The organism is Curtobacterium flaccumfaciens (genome assembly GCF_018598405.1).
Classification (GTDB): domain Bacteria; phylum Actinomycetota; class Actinomycetes; order Actinomycetales; family Microbacteriaceae; genus Curtobacterium; species Curtobacterium aurantiacum.
Genome location: NZ_JAHEWS010000024.1, coordinates 15,362 through 30,422, shown reverse-complemented (window position 1 = coordinate 30,422; position 15,061 = coordinate 15,362). Strand labels below are relative to the sequence as shown.

Sequence of the window (15,061 nt, the reverse complement as noted above, 5' to 3'; positions counted from 1 at the left end):
CCCGGTGATTGATACCGCGGAAGCGGCCGGCTCGCCGCCGGACACCCGCGAAGCGCTTCTCGGCGGCAGTAGCGATACCCACACCCCCAACCTCGGACTCCTTGCTGTCGGACACCTTGTGTCCGTGCGCGGTGCGGTCGGCGGCGTCGGGATCGGCGTTGCTGAGGGCGGCAAGAGCGCTTCGCGCGCGGGCCGCGTCGGCAGGCGTCGATGCGGACCCCCAGGCGACGGGCAGCTGCTCACTTCGGTGAGTGGTTCATACGCTCCGTAGCCCCTCGCGGGCACGTCGGTAGATGCCGTCGCATCAGCTGGGTTGGGGCTCGAGTGGTGGTCGGCGGTGCTGCCGATTCCCGAACCTGGCAGCACCGCCGCGGACTCACACTGATGGTGACCCCTGGCCCAGGAGCATGCTCGAACCGGGTTGCGGGAACGCTAACCCCGAACGTGATCAAAAATCGAGGACTTCCGGCAGAGTGCGGTAGCGGGACATGTCAGTGGGGAACGCGAAGCGTTCGGGTCGCTCCGCGTCCCCCCTGAGCGGCCCCAGGCGCATGGAGGCGTGCCGCCCCCTTAGGCATCCGGCACGCAGCCGGGGCTGGCCCCATAGTTGCAACCGACCATTCGGTCAGCGCACATGGTCAGCCGAGCAACACCGTACCGAGACTCCACATCCACGTCGAAGATCGGTCATAAATTGATCCACATAGCAGCAGACAGGTCGGCGAGGCCGTCGCGGAAATGCGGGGTGCCGGCTCTGATCCAGAGCCGGCACCCCGGTTTGCGTGATCAGACCCGAACTGATCACGCAACTCTTACCTTGCCGGAGTGGCTGAACTCGCGCAAGACGGCTGAAGTGAGGACATCGACAGGGGCGGAACAGCCGCATACTGGTTGTGCTCCGGCTGGTTACCGGGGAAGAGCCGCGCCGTGCTCTCTGATCGCACGGAGGGGTTCGGGCGGTACCCGTGGTCCGCCGATCCGGATCCGGGTGCTGCTTCCCTATCGAGGGTCAGCGACGGGGATGTCCCAGAAGGACGGCTGCTCGTACTGCTCGGACCAGCCGCGGCGCATCCGGGTTGCTGCGCGGTCGAACGCGTCCACGAGGTCAGTGTCCGCCGTCAGCAGCGACTGCAGGCGGAGCCCGTCGTAGAGGGCGAGAAGCTGCTGCGCGCCCCGGATCGGATCCATCGTCGCCGGCTCCCGTCCCTCCCGAACATCCGAAGTGAGTCCGTCACGGATCATCTGCCGGAATCGGCGGTAGGTGGAGCGGTAGTAGTCCGCTCCGTCGACGGTCGCGTCGGCGGCGGTCGCGAGGCTGGCTGCGAGGAGTTCCATCAGCGCCGGCTCCTCCGCGTGCGCTGTCAGGAGTGCGTGCATGAACGCGACGGTGCCCTTCTCCGCGATCAACGGCGCCAACGGCTCGGAGATCGCCTGGGTCCACCGCTCGACCGTCGCAGCCAGCAACGCGCGATCCGTCGGGAACACCTCGAGCACTTCAGCCACGCTCATCCCCGCGTGCGTCGCGGCGACCTCGAGGCTGAACCGAGTCACTCCCCCGTCGTGCAGGGCGATGATCGCCCCATTGATCGCACGCGTGCGGGGCGCTTCATCCTCGTCCGCGGTCTTGCTGGTCAACGGCGCCAGCGGGTGCCGCCGGAACCAGTCCAGCAGCCCCCGAGCACGCGTCATGCCGAAATCCGGATCCGATGGCTGGCCGGGGGCGAACAAGTCGCTGAACCCAGGAACCTGCTGCATCAGCGGGTCCAGGGGCTGGAACGCCATCGACCAGTCCGGGAACGCCCGCTGCCCGATGGGCTCGTCCAGCAGGACACGCACGTTGGTGTGGCGAGGATCACGGCGAACCTGGTCGAAACGGGCACCCACGACCTCGTCATCGCCCTCGAGGATCCCCAAGCAGTTGTCACCCTTGTGCGCGAGGACCCCGGTCACCCCCAGGGCGGTGTTCTTCTCCCGCCCCACCGCGAGGATCTGTGCGAGTTCGGTGTCCGTGATCGGACGGGTCTGCGTGCTGGTGTAGACGATCGAACGCATCAGTGCTGGTCTCCCTTACCGCCGGAACTCGGTGCACCTTCGAGTGAACCGCCCCATCGAGATGCTCACAACCCCCGACCGACTGGAGACAGACGCATCGCGCTCACGAAGATCGCGCGGACCAGTGTCGATGAAGCAGGTTCGAAGCGATACCGAACAGCCACGGCAGCGGCTCCTGCCGGTCCGGGTCGAACGATCCCCACCGGACGAGTGCGGTGACGAACGTCTCGCCCAGGATGTCCTCGGCGCTCTGCAGGTCAGTTCGGCGCGCGAGGTAGAGCAGGATGCGGCGGCCGTGCTGGTCGAACTGACGACCGAGCTAAGCAGCGGCTTCAGGCGGGGGGTGATGACTAGGCACAGTAGGTATTGCCCGATCCTGCCGGAAGAGTTCCGTTTTCGTCGGTGGCTGCCGCGATAGCTACGGCTCGCATGCCCACTCAAGGCGACGAAGATGTCCCGTTGGCCGATCGGCTACCGGTCGATCCGCGCGAGCCAGTCGCGGACCAGAGCGGCGGTGATCCCGGGTCGCTCGAGGTGCACGTTGTGTCCAGCACCGTCGAGGACGACGAAGCTGCCACGCGGGTAGTGGTCCCGGAGCGCGAGCCCGTCCTCGTACCCGACGACGTCGTCCTGCCGACCAAACAGGTGCAGGGCCGGAGCGGTGAACGGTTCCGAGTGGAGCTCCTCCGGCACCGCGTCCAGTGCGTAGTCGGCGGCGATGCGGTCCATCACAGCAGGGTCGGCGCCACGGAGACCGGGCAGCACGTACCGCTCGAACGCCGTGAACGCGGCGGCGTCCTGGATAACGCTGACCTCCTCGAATGCTTCTCGCGCGTCGCCAGCGGCTTCGAGGACGGACGGTTCGGTGTACAGCACGGTGCGCTTGGGGACGTCACGGTCTGCGTGGGCAGGATGCACGACACCCGCCAAGGTCGCGACGCCGAGCACCTGGTCTCGGCGTTCGTGCGCGACGTGTCGGGCGATCATGCCGCCGAAAGAGTTCCCGATGACGGCGAAGGGCTCGTCCCCGAGGTGGGCGTCGATGTCGACGAGTACCTCGTCGGCCACGTCGACCGCGCTCTTCGCGGTCGCGGTCGCCGCGGCGGCTCCGGCCCACGGCAGGTCGAGGAACACCAGCCGCCAAGGCAGGTCCTGCACCGCGTCCGCCAGCGGCAGCATGATCCGGTGGTCGACACCAAACCCGTGAAGGGCGACGAGCGGGCGACCAGAACCAAGAACTTGCGCGATCACCCAGCAAGCCTATGAGCTGCCCGTACCGATCGGCTATCGAGACGCAGAAGAGCCTCGGCGCAGGTGCTGCGCCGGGCGGACGACGTTCTGCGCCGCCCACAGGATGCGGAACTCATCGCTCCGGGTAGACAGTTCCCCGACGAGGCCGCTCACGGCCCGGTCGTAGGGGTTCCGGCCGGCCTCGTCGCGGAGCATGGCGACCATGTCGGCTGCGGTGTTGTCCCACTCGGGGTAGAAGCGGTGCGACCGGTGGTCGAGGAAGATGAACCGGGCGTGGTTCACCGGCCGTGCCGGCTGCACGTACATCTCGGAGAACAGGGCCCGGCCGAGCTCGTTCGTGGCGAGGATGTCACCGCGTCCGTTGCGGATCACCGCGGGAACGTTGGTGACGTTGTCCAGCCCTGCCGCGATGAGCGCGCCGAGCACGATCTGCGCGCAATACGGCGATGCTGTGGCGGGAGACACAACCGACACCAGCTCGGCTTCGAATCTACGGTGCAAGCCGGATCTGATCGGCCCGGCCCGCTGCTCTTCGAGTGAGTGCTGGCCGGATTCCGGGCACCAACGCAACCCGTCGCTTGCCAGAAGCTCCCGCAACCCCTCTCCTCCGGTAAGCAACATCCTGGCGTTGCGGGGGTATGAGCGTGGGCCGCTCCGCATGGAATCGGAACGGCCCACTGTCCGGGTCGGTCACCACTTCGGTATTGACAAGCAGCAGCTCATCCGTGATTCGCCCGTTCAGGGAAGGGCGAACATCACGCTCGGTGGTTAGTTCGAGCGGCCGTTGAGGTCGCGTCGGTCGTCGTCGTTCCAGTCGGGCTTGCGCACACCGGACTTCGCGATGCCACGGCTGACGACGTAGGCGGCCGTCACGATCGCGACGTACAGCCAGGCCTGGTCCGCGCCGAAGCCGGTGTGGCCCTCGTCCGCGTTGTCCACGACGGCCGACGCGACAAGGATCGCGATGGACACGACCAGCCAGGCGTAGAACTCCGTGGTCTTGAGCGCGGACTTGGTCTCGTTCCAGGTGGCACGCACGACCGAGTCGTGGCGTGCGGTGTTTCCTGCCGTGTTCGACATGGGGCTCCTTCTGATCTCCGCCACCGAGCATCGGTGACGTCATGACTCGAAGCGTTGTCTCGCTCGGCTGGTTACTCGCCCAGTTTGAGTTCTCAGGTGCGCCGGGAAGGATGGCATTATCCACGGAACGATGGACGGAGCGCGGCGGACATGAGCAACGAGAGTCACCCAGGTAGCACGCCTGCCTTCTTCCCTGAGCCGCCTCGGACTACCGAGGGCGCTGCTGCGATCGCGAGCCTGCAGGCGTTGCGCGACAGCGTCCACGATGCCGACGGTGAGGCCCTTCGCGAGCTTGGGATGTTGCCGATCGATGCCCTTGCCCTGCGGCACCTCATCGTTGAGCGGCGGGAGGGTCGGCTCGTGAACGCGACGCAGCTGGCGCGAGCATTGCGTCTCTCTACGGCCGGGATTACGAAGCTCATCGATCGGCTCGTGCGCGACGGGCGGGCGGAACGACAGCCGAACCCGAAGGATCGCCGCGGCATCATCATCGCCACCACTGGTGCTGCTGAAGATGAACTCGCGCGTGCCTACGGGCATATTCACGCGCCGCTGCTTGCCGCCATCAACGCGCTCAGCGCCGAGGAAGCAGTTGCAGTGCAACGCTTCGCATCCCGTCTCGCTGAAGCGTTGCGCGCTGAGCTGTCAACGATCGGCACCCGGACCGTCGTCTAACAGGTGTGACGTTGGGCTCTTGAGCCGCGTCTGCCAGCTCCGTAGGTGCTGGCCCGTCCCCGCCGTGACGCGAGCTACCCGCGCTATGCGGTGCGACTCGTGACTTGCGTTCGGACGGGGACAGTGCCAGATATCGTCCACCGTATTGCCGCCACCAACGCGGTGCCGCGGTTCCGAGGGACGGATTGCGCGGATCCCGAAACCACACACAGTCGCTGAGTAGCGTGGAATCACCGGCCGAGTTGGCAGTCCGTCGCCTTGATAGCTTCCGCGTTCTGCGGGACCCTCGGCACACAGCGGACCGGTCGGCAGCCAGAGGCATCCATCGCCTCATGGAAGTAGGTCTTCGTGACCACCGAAACACGCACCTGCATCGCGGCAGCGCCGCACATTCTCGAAACGAACTGCGCGACGCGGCGTCGACCGTCGTTCGTCCTTCGCGACAAGCTGGTCTTCCGGGCCAGAGGTCTCGACACGATCGCGGGGCAGCTGTGACTGAGGACTGCACCTCGTCTGCACTTCTGCAGCCGCTGGTCGCAGTGTCCGGCCGTGACACCGACACCGCGATTGCCTCTTTGGCGGGCATGTATGCCGGCAAGACGTGGTACTCCCGTCCCGTCGACCAGGACTACTGGTACAAGTACGTCGCCGTGGGCGATGAGCAGCTCAGCATCCGCCGCTCACAGATGCACGGCTACCTCCGCGGCGACGTCGCGGTCGAAGGCGAGATCGTTGTGCAGTGGTTAGAGCAGGGCAGTGCCCGCGTTGACATCGGCCGGGACGAGATCCAGATGCGGCCAGGGGTGCCCACCATGTTCCCCGTTGAGCGTCGCTTCGAGATGGAATATGAGGACTGGGACCAACGGCTGGTCCACCTCAGTCGCGATCTTGTGCTCGACGTTGCGTCGGAGGGTTACGTCGTTGACGGCTCGCTCGCGTTCCAGTCTGCCGCTGCCCAGGACGATGCCAGCGCGATAGCGCGGTGGCGCGGCGCGGTGACGGATGCAATGCGCGTCCTGCGGGGAAGCGGCGTGAGCTCGCTGCCCTGGCACGAGGCGCAACGTGACGTCGCTCGGGCTCTCCTGCAGCTGTATCCGCTGCAGGCCAACAGGTTCCCGATCGGGTCTACGCGCACCAGCAGCCGGCGCCTCCGGACCGCGATCGAATACATCCAGACGCACGCTCAGGAACCGCTGACCGTCGTCGACATCGCTCGGGCTTGCGATCTCAGCGTCCGCGGCGTGCAGGAAACGTTCCAACGCTCCCTCGGGACAACCCCGATGGGGTATCTCCGCGACACGCGCCTCCGCCGCACGCACGAGGAGCTGCAGGCCGCGGTACAACACGACGGCGTTTTCGTCGCAGCTGTCGCAGAGCGGTGGGGCTTCCACCACATGGGACGCTTCTCTGCCTCCTACATCGCTGAGTTCGGCGAGTATCCCAGGCAGACGCTCCGCGCTGCACGCGCACGCGTTCGCTGACCGCTGCATCCGTACGACGGGGGCTCATCTCGCGAGTGCAGCTCGCATCCGATCCGTGAGGTTCGCCATGAAGCCGCGTCTCCTCCTCAAGCTCGTCATCCGGCACACGCATCGCGAGCATCCGTACACCGGGCCTCCGGAAGGAGCGACGCGCACCTGGGGCCGCCCTCGTTTTCGTCCGTTGGGACATCCACGACCTTGCCGGCTCGCCCCACCGCAAGCGCTGCGACGTGACGCATCAGGGCGTCCGCGGACGGCAGCGGAACGCACCCGGTATGGAGTCACGGCGCTGGGAAAGCACGAACGTGGCGCCGCTAGCCGCTCTCCGCAGCACGCCGGACGATCGCCGTGGTGCGGAATATGATCACCTCTGCTGCACCACGGTCCCTAGCCTGTGGTCACTCGGCCGGGCCGAGTGGGTCATCGTCTTCACCTTCAGCGTTGAACCCGACGACGCCGTAGCTGCGGGCGTCTGTCCCCGACCCGAACCAGCGACAGGCGCCCGCTTACTTTGACTCAACGCCTGATCCGTATGGACCGCGTATTGCTGCGCCGGGCGGACAAAGCGGTCTACTGCCCAGCGGTCAACTTTCGCTGTGGCCCAAGATGGGCATCCGCTGGCTCGGCGACTCAGCCTGCGTGCGGGTGCATCGGTTACCGTCGTCGCAGGAAGCGCCGTCGTGTCAATTCGGGTTTGACGCGGGGGCGCTTCTGCACTCTGCCAGCGCAGGCGTTTGGCTACACCCGCGGGGCCTGTCGTCTTTGGCGGGATCGGTCGGACTCGTCCTCGTACTGGTGGTAGGAGCGCTCAGCGACGGCTCTCTTCGTGAGGTGACCGCATCCAGCAGCGCACCGGCGGCCGGTGCGCTCGATCGTGCACCATGGCGGGGCGCGGCAGCAGCGTTGGTCGTCGTCGGAATTGGCCTCGTCCGCCCTGCATTCGGAGTGAGTTTGCTTGACGCCCTCGTGTGACGTTCTACACACGGCCTAGCGGGCCGGCGGCTCACCACGGATGACTAGGAAGGCAACGCCGGACGCGGGCGCACGTGCAACATCGCTTCCTCGCGGCCGGGAGACGTCGCCGCGTCGAGCTGCAGACTGATCAGTCGTGCTCGCGCACGTCATCAGTAGGCTGAGGACGTCGACGGAGTTGCGGCGACTGCGGCGCTGATCAGCACCAGGGAGAGGACAGTGATGATCTCACCCGATCGATGGAACTCTCGGATGGACTCTGGACGCCAGATCTCGGATGAGGATTTCGTGTGGGTCTGTGAAGGAATCGTGGACTCTGACCGGAAGGACCTTTCGCCTTCACGTGAAGATGGCTACCTTCGAGGTGCGGATTCGGTTTGAGCGAGCTCCTGGGTTCGAACTTGCCATCGTTGATGGTGGGGACTGCGGTGGCGATGTTGGCGCCTAAGGGGGGCTTGCATCGCCATCGCGGCCCGCTGTTCCGGGCCCATCAGCGCTGACTGCATTCCTCTGGCTAAGTTCACTCGGGGCTGGTGACAGTTCTCAAGGCGCTCGCGTCGAGGCGTGAGGGGTGTGGCCGCGGTCAGGGGTTCGGGTCCGCAGTGGCGTACGGTGCGGGTGATGACAGCGAAACGTTCGGGCCAACGGTCGCGCCGACGGCGGCGGTCTCCGAGCGGGGCGCGGCGTCTCATGTCCTGGGAATGGGCAGGTCTGGTCGTGTTGGCCGCTGTTGCGCTCGGTCTCACCGGTGCCGCGTTGATCTTCCGCTGAGCCGACGTTCTGCGCTCAGTTGCGTGCTGACCCTTCGGCCTTGATGTGGATCGGAGACCAGGCACGGGCGTGGTTTCGTGGCTAAGTTGCGGCTGCGCGAGGGGGAGGAAGTCGCCCCCTGGAGGCGGGCTGCGAGCGACGCAAAACGGCGTGCGTATCTTCGGGTCACGCGCAGGTGGTGTGCGGACGACGGAGGAGATGAGTATGGGACTCGACGACAAGATCAAGAATGCCGCGCAGGATGTCGCTGGCAAGGCGAAGGAAGCCGTTGGCGATCACAAGGGCGATGACAGCCTGAAGGCTGAGGGGCAGAAGGACCAGGCGGCTGCGTCGACGAAGAAGGTCGGCGAAGACGTCAAGGACGTGTTCAAGTAGCACCGCGCACCAACTGATGGCCCGTCCTCGAACAGGAGGCGGGCCATCAGCGTTTCGCTCTTTGACGTCCACTGCCGCAGCCGGCTCTCTCGGTGGTGTTGAGCCGGTCGAAACGGACTCGCCTCGCAAGCCACGTGTAGAGGACGCGAGCGCCCGCGGGCCCTCGAGACAGCGTGTGTGCGTCGCTCCCCAGTCGTGCAAATCGTTGGAATCGGGTCGCGGGCCAGGGGCAACACTGCCGCTCAGACGCGCACCCTGCACGCTTCCTGAATCGTGCAGGGGTCGGGACGGTCGAGATGCCCCGGCGTGCGGTCACGCTGTCGAGGTTGGGTGCATACTGATCATTTCGTCAGACCCGGCAGTGGGGCTTGCCGGACCCAACCTCGACACTCGTCGACAACAGTCCCTATCTCAGCTGGTCGCGCTTCTGCGCGCCTGAGGTAGGGAGACGACATGGAACAAGCAGCATCAGCTGGCGCGGTCGTTGTCGGTGTGCAGGCAGGGCGAGTGCGCGACATTGTGACGGTCGCAGCGGAAATCGCAGAACGCTTCAAGGTTCCCCTCGTTTGCGTGATGGTCGACCCCGCGCTGCTGTCTGCCGGGAGTCGGGCGGACGGGTCCGAGATCATCGAACCGATCGATCCGGACACGCCGGACGCCCGGCCGGTGGACCTCCCTGACGCTGATCGGGCCGTCATCGATGAGATCGCCTCGGCCCGGTCAGTCCAGGCCTCGGTACTGACGAAGGCGGGCGATCCCGCGCGCGCGCTGGCCTCAGTTGCAGAGGAGCGCGGCGCGGTGCCGGTCGCGGTCCTCGGCACCGGGGTGATGGGCGGCTACACCACGTTCAGCACCGCCAGCTTCGAAACCGTCCGCCTCGCCCGCAGCGGCCGGATCACCGCCGCAGCCGCCAACGGTCTCGGGATGCTCATCGTCTCCGTCGCCGCAGCGACCGCCGGCGTTCTCCTCGGCGGCACCCTATGACCACCACACCAGCTCCCCACCCGGAGGCTCCCATGCAGTTCGACGTCACGATCGAGATCCCGCGCGGCAGCGGCAACAAGTACGAAGTCGACCACACCACCGGTCGCATCCGCCTCGACCGGGCCGTGTTCACCAGCATGGTGTTCCCCCAGGACTACGGCTCCATCGACAACACCCTCGACGACGACGGCGACCCCCTCGTGCTCCTGCCCTGCCCGACGTTCCCCGGCGTCGTGATCGACGTCCGTCCGGTGGGGATGCTGCGCATGGTCGACGAGAACGGCGGCGACGACAAGATCCTCACGGTCCCCGCCAACGATGACCGGTTCGCTGCCGTGCAGGACATCGGCGACGTGCCCAAGCACACTCTCGCGGAGATCGAGCACTTCTTCGCCCACTACAAGGAACTCGAGCACGGCAAGCACGTCACCACCAACGGGTGGGCCGACCGGACCGCCGCCGAAGCCGCCATCCGGAGCGCGCAAGAAGCCCACACACCACACCCCTAGGCCACGCGCCAGGGTGTCCCATAGACCGCCGCGGGGAGGCACTGGCGCTGAGTGATCGCCAGCAGGTCGTCCCCTCCGCCTCCCCGCGGCTCTTCCCCTCCCAACCACGGAGCCCATCAGGGCGAATACATTGCCCACTACGACCACCCCGTCGTCACCGACGCCGTGCACGGTGCCCGCATCCTCGATTCCCGCGGCTCCCCCGGCTGTCCAAGTCACTATCGAGCTCGCCTTCGAACGCAGCTCATTGCCCATGCGCGCCGCATCGCAGTCGTACCGCACGGACGATGGCAGCGACACGGTCCCGTCGTCGACGCGCCCGCCTCCGGCGGATCACTTCTACAAGTTGTAGAGTGCCTTCTGTCGTGCACCGTGCGCGATCTTGAACCAGCGCGAGGACTCGATGACCGCCGTAGACGATCGTCCCGTCAACCCGTCGACTGCGACACCGATTCGACCCGGACGGGAGGCGTCCCGGGGTTGGTTCATGCAGCTCCTGCTGCGGCTGCACTTCACCGCAGGGCTGTTCATCGGACCGTTCATCCTGATCGCCGCGCTCTCCGGTGCCGCGTACGCCCTCGGCCCCTCGATCGAGCAGATCGTCGACAAGCATGAGCTGACGGCACCCTCGAGCGCCGCACCGCTCCCGCTCGCAGACCAGATCGATGCCGCGCAGGCGTACATCAACCGCCACCACCCGGAAGACTCGCTGTCCGCTGTTCGACCGGCACCGGCACCGGGAGCAACGACGCGTGTGATGTACGCCGAGGACGGGCTCCTCGAATCGCAGTCGCGTGCGATCTTCATCGATTCCGGCACGGCCGAGGTGCGTGGTGACCTCCTCGTCTACGGGACCTCTGGTGCGCTGCCGTTCCGAACATGGGTGGACACGTTCCACCGGTCGCTGTTCTTGGGCGATGCCGGTCGCCTCTACAGCGAGACCGCAGCATCGTGGTTGGGCGTCGTCGCCCTGGCCGGGCTCGGGCTGTGGATCGCCCGGATCCGGCGAGCACGCGCGAAGCGAGATCTCGTCCGTCCCGCCCGCGGTGTCCGCGGGTACCGCCGGCTCTTCTCTTGGCATGCGTCGACCGGAATCTGGCTGCTGCTCGGCGCCCTGTTCCTGTCCGCAACGGGGATCACCTGGTCACAGTTCGGCGGGGCGAACGTCGATTCGCTCCGAGCGGCGTGGGGTTGGGGCACCCCGTCGTTGACGACGACCCTGTCTGAACATCCCACCACGCCTGGAGGCGAGCACAGCGCCCACCACGGCGGCGCGGAGGTCGCGGGCAACACCGGTCCTGCGACGGTCACTGCGTCGCTTTTCGACGAGGTCCTCGCCAAGGCCAGGACGGTCAACATCCATGCCGGGGAGGTCCAGATCACCGCGCCCGCAACCGCGGACCAGGCCTGGACTGTCGCCGAGATCAAACGGTCATACCCCACCGCGGTGTCCTCCGTCGCGATCGATCCGAACGACATGTCCGTGGTGTCCCGCACCGACTTCAGCTCCTACTCGATCCCCGCAAAGCTTGCTCGGTGGGGCATCGACACCCACATGGGCACCATGTGGGGACTGCCGAACCAGATCCTGCTCTTCGGCACCGCGCTCGGGATCGCGGCCATGGTCGTCTTCGGCTACGCCATGTGGTGGAAGCGTCTACCGGCAGGTAGCCGCTTCGGCCGCGCCCCGGCTGCCGGCGCCCTCGCACGGGCACCATGGTGGGGAACGGCTGCAGTGATCGTCGTCGCCGTCGAGATCAGCCTCGTCCTCCCAACGTTCGGCGTGAGCCTGCTCGCATTCGTGGTCGTCGACGCCCTCATGGTGACGTACCACGCCCGACGCAGCTGAGGCCACTGAAGGATCCGGCGACTGCCACCTCGAGGCCCTCAACTCATGAGGACGGAGCCTTCCGCGTGCGTCTTCAGACGGTCGAGGCGACTGTCCAGAACTCCGGCCCAGGCTTGCTGATCAGCCGCTGGTCCGTGAACGAGCCGTCAGCAAAGGTGAACCGCGCAACGGGAACACCACCCTGCGCCGTCTTGCCGGTATCGACGATCGAGGCCACTTGTGACCGCGGAACAGTCACGAGGTGCTCGGCCGGCAGCTGGTTCCCCGTCATCCCAAGATCCCACATCGACAGGTTCTGCTCGCTGATGACCAAGAGGTACGGCCCGGCCTCGTTCGGCAGACTCCGTGCCGTCGAGCCGTCTTCGCCGCCGATGTGCTGCGACCGCGACACGGCCGTCTCGACCGCCGACGTCACCAGATTCATCAGCCGGCCGTCGACGCCGACGCCACCCCGCCGCGCTTGAAACCACTCGGGATCACCTGGCAGTAGACCAGCACACGGTCCCCGTCAGGGAGCAACCTGCCGATTTCGGACGCGACGTCAATCGCTGGCCCCGTGAAGAGCGCCTTGTACTTGTCCATCAGCCCCATGGGTCCTACCCTCGCCGTGTCGGGGAGCACGCTCCCCGCGCTCCATCGCGACGAGGGTAACGGCTCGCCCTTTGTGAATGGAAGCGCTTACAAAATGCGGCGGCGGCTGCCGAGATCGAATTTTGAGACGGTTCACGCAATAAATAGATATGAGATACGGTCCTGGCCGTGACTTTTCAGCAGCCCACCACCCAGCACCCCTCAGCCGCCCCGTACTCCGCTGCGCCGCGGACGAACACGCTCGCGATCGTGTCGCTCGTCCTGGCCTTCGTCGCCCCACTCATCGGCTTCGTCTTGGGCTTCATCGCACTGTCGCAGGTGAAGTCTCGTGGCGAGAACGGCCGGGGGCTCGCGTTGGGAGCGGTGATCGTCGGTGGAATCATCACGGCGCTGTACGTGATCCTGATCATCGCCCTCGCCGTGGCCGGATCGTCGACGCCGACCACGTACTGATCGCCGCCAATGAGCACCACTGATCCGTCCGCCGCGAAACGGGACCGCGCTGCTCGCCTTCGCGGCAGCACCACTGCTCTGATGATGACGCTGGTCGGCGCGGTCCTCGTCCTCGGAGCAGGTTCCGTCTCCGGCTACGCGATCGGATCGTTCACCGGAGTGTTCCGGGAGATGCACCTCAACAGTGTCTTCTCGCACTCCCCTGACCCGGACCATCCCTGGTGGGCAGCACCGACAGCCATCTTCGGATCCATGATCGCTACAGCGATCTACTCGAGATGGAACCACCGCTTCACCGGCAGGTCAGCTGACTTCGCCGGCATCGGTCCGGGAAGCCTCTGGCTGATCGGTGCCGCGGCTGGACTGTGGTGGACAACCACCGCGCTCTGGCCCGCACCCGACCGCGTCGGTACCGCCGTCGACCCGGAGTTCGGCCAAGACACGGCATGGGGATTCGGCGCATGGGTCTGGTACGCGTCGGCCTGGTGGCTCCCCGCCTTGTTCACCATGCTGGCAATCGCTGCACTGCTACTCGGCGCCACCGGCCGCCGCGGGCAACGCGACCGACGTGGCCGCGTTACCGAACTCCTCTCCGCTGGACGCCGAACCCCGGGCACCGTGACCGCTGTGAGCGGTACAACAACCCCGGATGCAGCGCTCACACTCATCCGGTGGACCTTCACCTTCACCGACAGCGCCGGCCAGACGCGATGGGTCGAGCGCACCAACGGATTCCCACACGGGTCGGCCCCGACGATCGGTGCGACCATCACCGTCCTCTACGACCCCACGCACCCAGCGGATAAGAAGTCGATCTTCGCGGCCGTGACCGGTGGCGACAACCCGGACGATTACCTCCGGCCCGGGATGTGACGACATGCAGCACACACCTCATCCGCCGCTCCCGACCTACTGCAGAGTTCGTGCCGATCACTCGGTTCCGGAGCGAGCCCCGCACCGGTTCGAGGTCGGGGACACCATCACGGTCGGGACCCGAGACACCGAATGGCCAGCGTTCGTGTTCGTCACCGCCGACCGGGGACGTGGGTGGGTTCCCGCCCGCCACGTCGATACGACCAGCTCACCGCCCACGATGCGGACGGCGTACGACACCCAGGAGCTCCCCGCTTCCGAAGGGGAAACGGTCCAACTCGTTGTGGACGATCCGGAGAGCGGCTGGGCGTGGTGTCGCAACGCCGACGGGCGCGAGGGGTGGCTCCCCCACCGGGCACTCACCCTCGACTGACGCATGCGACGTCACCAACGCCTCCCGCCAACAGTGCCGTTCGCACAGTTGCCAGGAATGCGGACAGCACGCGCCGGCTCGTGCGAGGCTGCAGACATGAACAGTCCCGACACCGTCGTCGCGCCGGAAGTCCGTGGCACGTTCTACCGGGCAATCGACCCGCGCTTTCGCCAGTTCGCACTCGCCGGGTCACGCACCGCCGGCCGTTACTCACGAGCGGATGAACCCACCCTGTACCTGAGTTCCTCGGTCGAAGGCGTCGACGCAGCGCTGATCGCCCACAGGAACGCCAGGGCAAGCGCACTCGAGATCGTCGAGATCGATGTCAAAGCAGTCGGCATCGTCGACCTTCGAGACCCGACCGCCCTCGCGAAGCTCGGCATCGACCTCGCCGACGCGATGGCGCCCTGGCAGCACGTCGCTGCAGCCGGTGGGACGCCGTCGTCATGGTCGGTGCGCGACCGTCTCGTCCAGGCCGGCGCGAACGGTCTGATCGATCCCTCGCGGAGACGACCCGACCTCTGGCACCTCGTCCTCTTCCGCTGGAACGCACCGGACTCCCCCACCGCGCACCTTCGAGACCGCAGTCAGTAACTGACGGCACCGAGCACGTCCCGCCGGGAGCAATGACGGGACGGCACCGAGCGCGGCGCCGGAAATCCGCCCTGGGTCGGCGGTCAGACAGCCGAGGAGTTCATCATCCTCAGCATTGCCGGTGAGCACGCGCACATCGCGCTTTGATCTCTAGTAGCACACCGATCGCGGATCGGGT

At 66.6% G+C, this 15,061-nt stretch carries 18 protein-coding genes; 11 read left to right on the top strand and 7 right to left on the bottom strand.

Features of this window, described 5'->3' with window-relative positions:
• Window positions 1–999: 999 nt before the first annotated feature.
• The 5 genes from KK097_RS14215 to KK097_RS14195 form a co-directional block, all read right to left on the bottom strand.
• Window positions 1,000–2,052: a BLUF domain-containing protein gene (locus KK097_RS14215; protein WP_128781674.1), complete on the bottom strand. Its 1,053-nt coding sequence runs from the start codon at window positions 2,050–2,052 to the stop codon at window positions 1,000–1,002.
• 103 nt (window positions 2,053–2,155) lie between these two features.
• Entirely contained in the window at window positions 2,156–2,308 is a 153-nt protein-coding gene (locus tag KK097_RS18835) for an RNA polymerase sigma factor (RefSeq protein ID WP_367575485.1), read from the bottom strand.
• A 215-nt stretch (window positions 2,309–2,523) separates the two neighbouring features.
• The gene (locus tag KK097_RS14205) at window positions 2,524–3,303 is read right to left on the bottom strand and encodes an alpha/beta fold hydrolase (RefSeq protein WP_214545248.1); all 780 of its coding nucleotides are present in this window, start codon (window positions 3,301–3,303) and stop codon (window positions 2,524–2,526) included.
• Window positions 3,304–3,336: 33 nt separating this feature from the next.
• Complete coding sequence (locus KK097_RS14200; protein WP_259411609.1) at window positions 3,337–3,777, bottom strand: MmyB family transcriptional regulator; 441 nt, start codon at window positions 3,775–3,777, stop codon at window positions 3,337–3,339.
• A 294-nt stretch (window positions 3,778–4,071) separates the two neighbouring features.
• Window positions 4,072–4,383 (bottom strand): hypothetical protein, encoded by a 312-nt coding sequence (locus KK097_RS14195; RefSeq protein WP_128781677.1) that lies wholly within the window; start codon window positions 4,381–4,383, stop codon window positions 4,072–4,074.
• A 150-nt stretch (window positions 4,384–4,533) separates the two neighbouring features.
• Between KK097_RS14195 and KK097_RS14190 the strand changes: the two genes are divergently transcribed.
• From KK097_RS14190 to KK097_RS14160, 7 genes are all read left to right on the top strand, one after another.
• Window positions 4,534–5,058 carry a MarR family winged helix-turn-helix transcriptional regulator gene (locus KK097_RS14190; RefSeq protein WP_128781678.1) on the top strand — a complete coding sequence of 175 codons (525 nt, stop codon included), beginning with the start codon at window positions 4,534–4,536 and terminating at the stop codon, window positions 5,056–5,058.
• A gap of 348 nt (window positions 5,059–5,406) precedes the next feature.
• Window positions 5,407–5,553 (top strand): hypothetical protein, encoded by a 147-nt coding sequence (locus KK097_RS14185; RefSeq protein ID WP_163343932.1) that lies wholly within the window; start codon window positions 5,407–5,409, stop codon window positions 5,551–5,553.
• A 44-nt stretch (window positions 5,554–5,597) separates the two neighbouring features.
• Window positions 5,598–6,539: a helix-turn-helix transcriptional regulator gene (locus tag KK097_RS18755; protein ID WP_175330760.1), complete on the top strand. Its 942-nt coding sequence runs from the start codon at window positions 5,598–5,600 to the stop codon at window positions 6,537–6,539.
• 1,947 nt (window positions 6,540–8,486) lie between these two features.
• Window positions 8,487–8,657: a CsbD family protein gene (locus KK097_RS14175; RefSeq protein ID WP_128781680.1), complete on the top strand. Its 171-nt coding sequence runs from the start codon at window positions 8,487–8,489 to the stop codon at window positions 8,655–8,657.
• A gap of 453 nt (window positions 8,658–9,110) precedes the next feature.
• Window positions 9,111–9,641: a fluoride efflux transporter FluC gene (locus KK097_RS18750; RefSeq protein ID WP_232536685.1), complete on the top strand. Its 531-nt coding sequence runs from the start codon at window positions 9,111–9,113 to the stop codon at window positions 9,639–9,641.
• A 32-nt stretch (window positions 9,642–9,673) separates the two neighbouring features.
• Window positions 9,674–10,150 (top strand): inorganic diphosphatase, encoded by a 477-nt coding sequence (locus KK097_RS14165; RefSeq protein ID WP_128781681.1) that lies wholly within the window; start codon window positions 9,674–9,676, stop codon window positions 10,148–10,150.
• 487 nt (window positions 10,151–10,637) lie between these two features.
• Entirely contained in the window at window positions 10,638–11,999 is a 1,362-nt protein-coding gene (locus KK097_RS14160; protein WP_232536686.1) for a PepSY-associated TM helix domain-containing protein, read from the top strand.
• A 73-nt stretch (window positions 12,000–12,072) separates the two neighbouring features.
• Here the strand turns inward: KK097_RS14160 and KK097_RS14155 are convergent, their stop codons facing one another.
• Window positions 12,073–12,423, bottom strand: a complete 351-nt coding sequence (locus tag KK097_RS14155; RefSeq protein ID WP_128781683.1) for a hypothetical protein — start codon at window positions 12,421–12,423, stop codon at window positions 12,073–12,075.
• Window positions 12,423–12,590, bottom strand: coding sequence for a hypothetical protein (locus KK097_RS14150; protein WP_181243046.1), 168 nt, complete (start codon window positions 12,588–12,590; stop codon window positions 12,423–12,425). The genes KK097_RS14155 and KK097_RS14150 overlap by 1 nt, the downstream gene beginning before the upstream one ends.
• 168 nt (window positions 12,591–12,758) lie before the next feature.
• Here KK097_RS14150 and KK097_RS18480 point away from each other — a divergent pair, with 168 nt between their 5' ends.
• From KK097_RS18480 to KK097_RS14130, 4 genes are read left to right on the top strand one after another with little or no spacing between them, the layout of a single operon-like run.
• Window positions 12,759–13,043, top strand: a complete 285-nt coding sequence (locus KK097_RS18480; protein WP_128781684.1) for a DUF4190 domain-containing protein — start codon at window positions 12,759–12,761, stop codon at window positions 13,041–13,043.
• Window positions 13,044–13,052: 9 nt separating this feature from the next.
• A complete protein-coding gene (locus tag KK097_RS14140) occupies window positions 13,053–13,916 on the top strand; it encodes a DUF3592 domain-containing protein (protein WP_128781685.1) in 864 nt (287 codons plus the stop codon).
• 4 nt (window positions 13,917–13,920) lie between these two features.
• Window positions 13,921–14,289: an SH3 domain-containing protein gene (locus KK097_RS18745; protein WP_128781686.1), complete on the top strand. Its 369-nt coding sequence runs from the start codon at window positions 13,921–13,923 to the stop codon at window positions 14,287–14,289.
• Between the two features lie 33 nt (window positions 14,290–14,322).
• Window positions 14,323–14,883, top strand: coding sequence for an RES family NAD+ phosphorylase (locus KK097_RS14130; protein ID WP_241660493.1), 561 nt, complete (start codon window positions 14,323–14,325; stop codon window positions 14,881–14,883).
• Window positions 14,884–15,061: the final 178 nt, after the last annotated feature.

Excerpts from the sequence above, each read along its gene's own strand:
- KK097_RS14215 (WP_128781674.1), bottom strand. The coding sequence starts at position 2,052 with ATGCGTTCGATCGTCTACACCAGCACGCAGACCCGTCCGATCACGGAC.
- KK097_RS14195 (WP_128781677.1), bottom strand. The coding sequence starts at position 4,383 with ATGTCGAACACGGCAGGAAACACCGCACGCCACGACTCGGTCGTGCGT.
- KK097_RS14190 (WP_128781678.1), top strand. The coding sequence starts at position 4,534 with ATGAGCAACGAGAGTCACCCAGGTAGCACGCCTGCCTTCTTCCCTGAG.
- KK097_RS14175 (WP_128781680.1), top strand. The coding sequence starts at position 8,487 with ATGGGACTCGACGACAAGATCAAGAATGCCGCGCAGGATGTCGCTGGC.
- KK097_RS18750 (WP_232536685.1), top strand. The coding sequence starts at position 9,111 with ATGGAACAAGCAGCATCAGCTGGCGCGGTCGTTGTCGGTGTGCAGGCA.
- KK097_RS14165 (WP_128781681.1), top strand. The coding sequence starts at position 9,674 with ATGCAGTTCGACGTCACGATCGAGATCCCGCGCGGCAGCGGCAACAAG.
- KK097_RS14160 (WP_232536686.1), top strand. The coding sequence starts at position 10,638 with ATGCAGCTCCTGCTGCGGCTGCACTTCACCGCAGGGCTGTTCATCGGA.
- KK097_RS14155 (WP_128781683.1), bottom strand. The coding sequence starts at position 12,423 with ATGAATCTGGTGACGTCGGCGGTCGAGACGGCCGTGTCGCGGTCGCAG.
- KK097_RS14150 (WP_181243046.1), bottom strand. The coding sequence starts at position 12,590 with ATGGGGCTGATGGACAAGTACAAGGCGCTCTTCACGGGGCCAGCGATT.
- KK097_RS14140 (WP_128781685.1), top strand. The coding sequence starts at position 13,053 with ATGAGCACCACTGATCCGTCCGCCGCGAAACGGGACCGCGCTGCTCGC.
- KK097_RS18745 (WP_128781686.1), top strand. The coding sequence starts at position 13,921 with ATGCAGCACACACCTCATCCGCCGCTCCCGACCTACTGCAGAGTTCGT.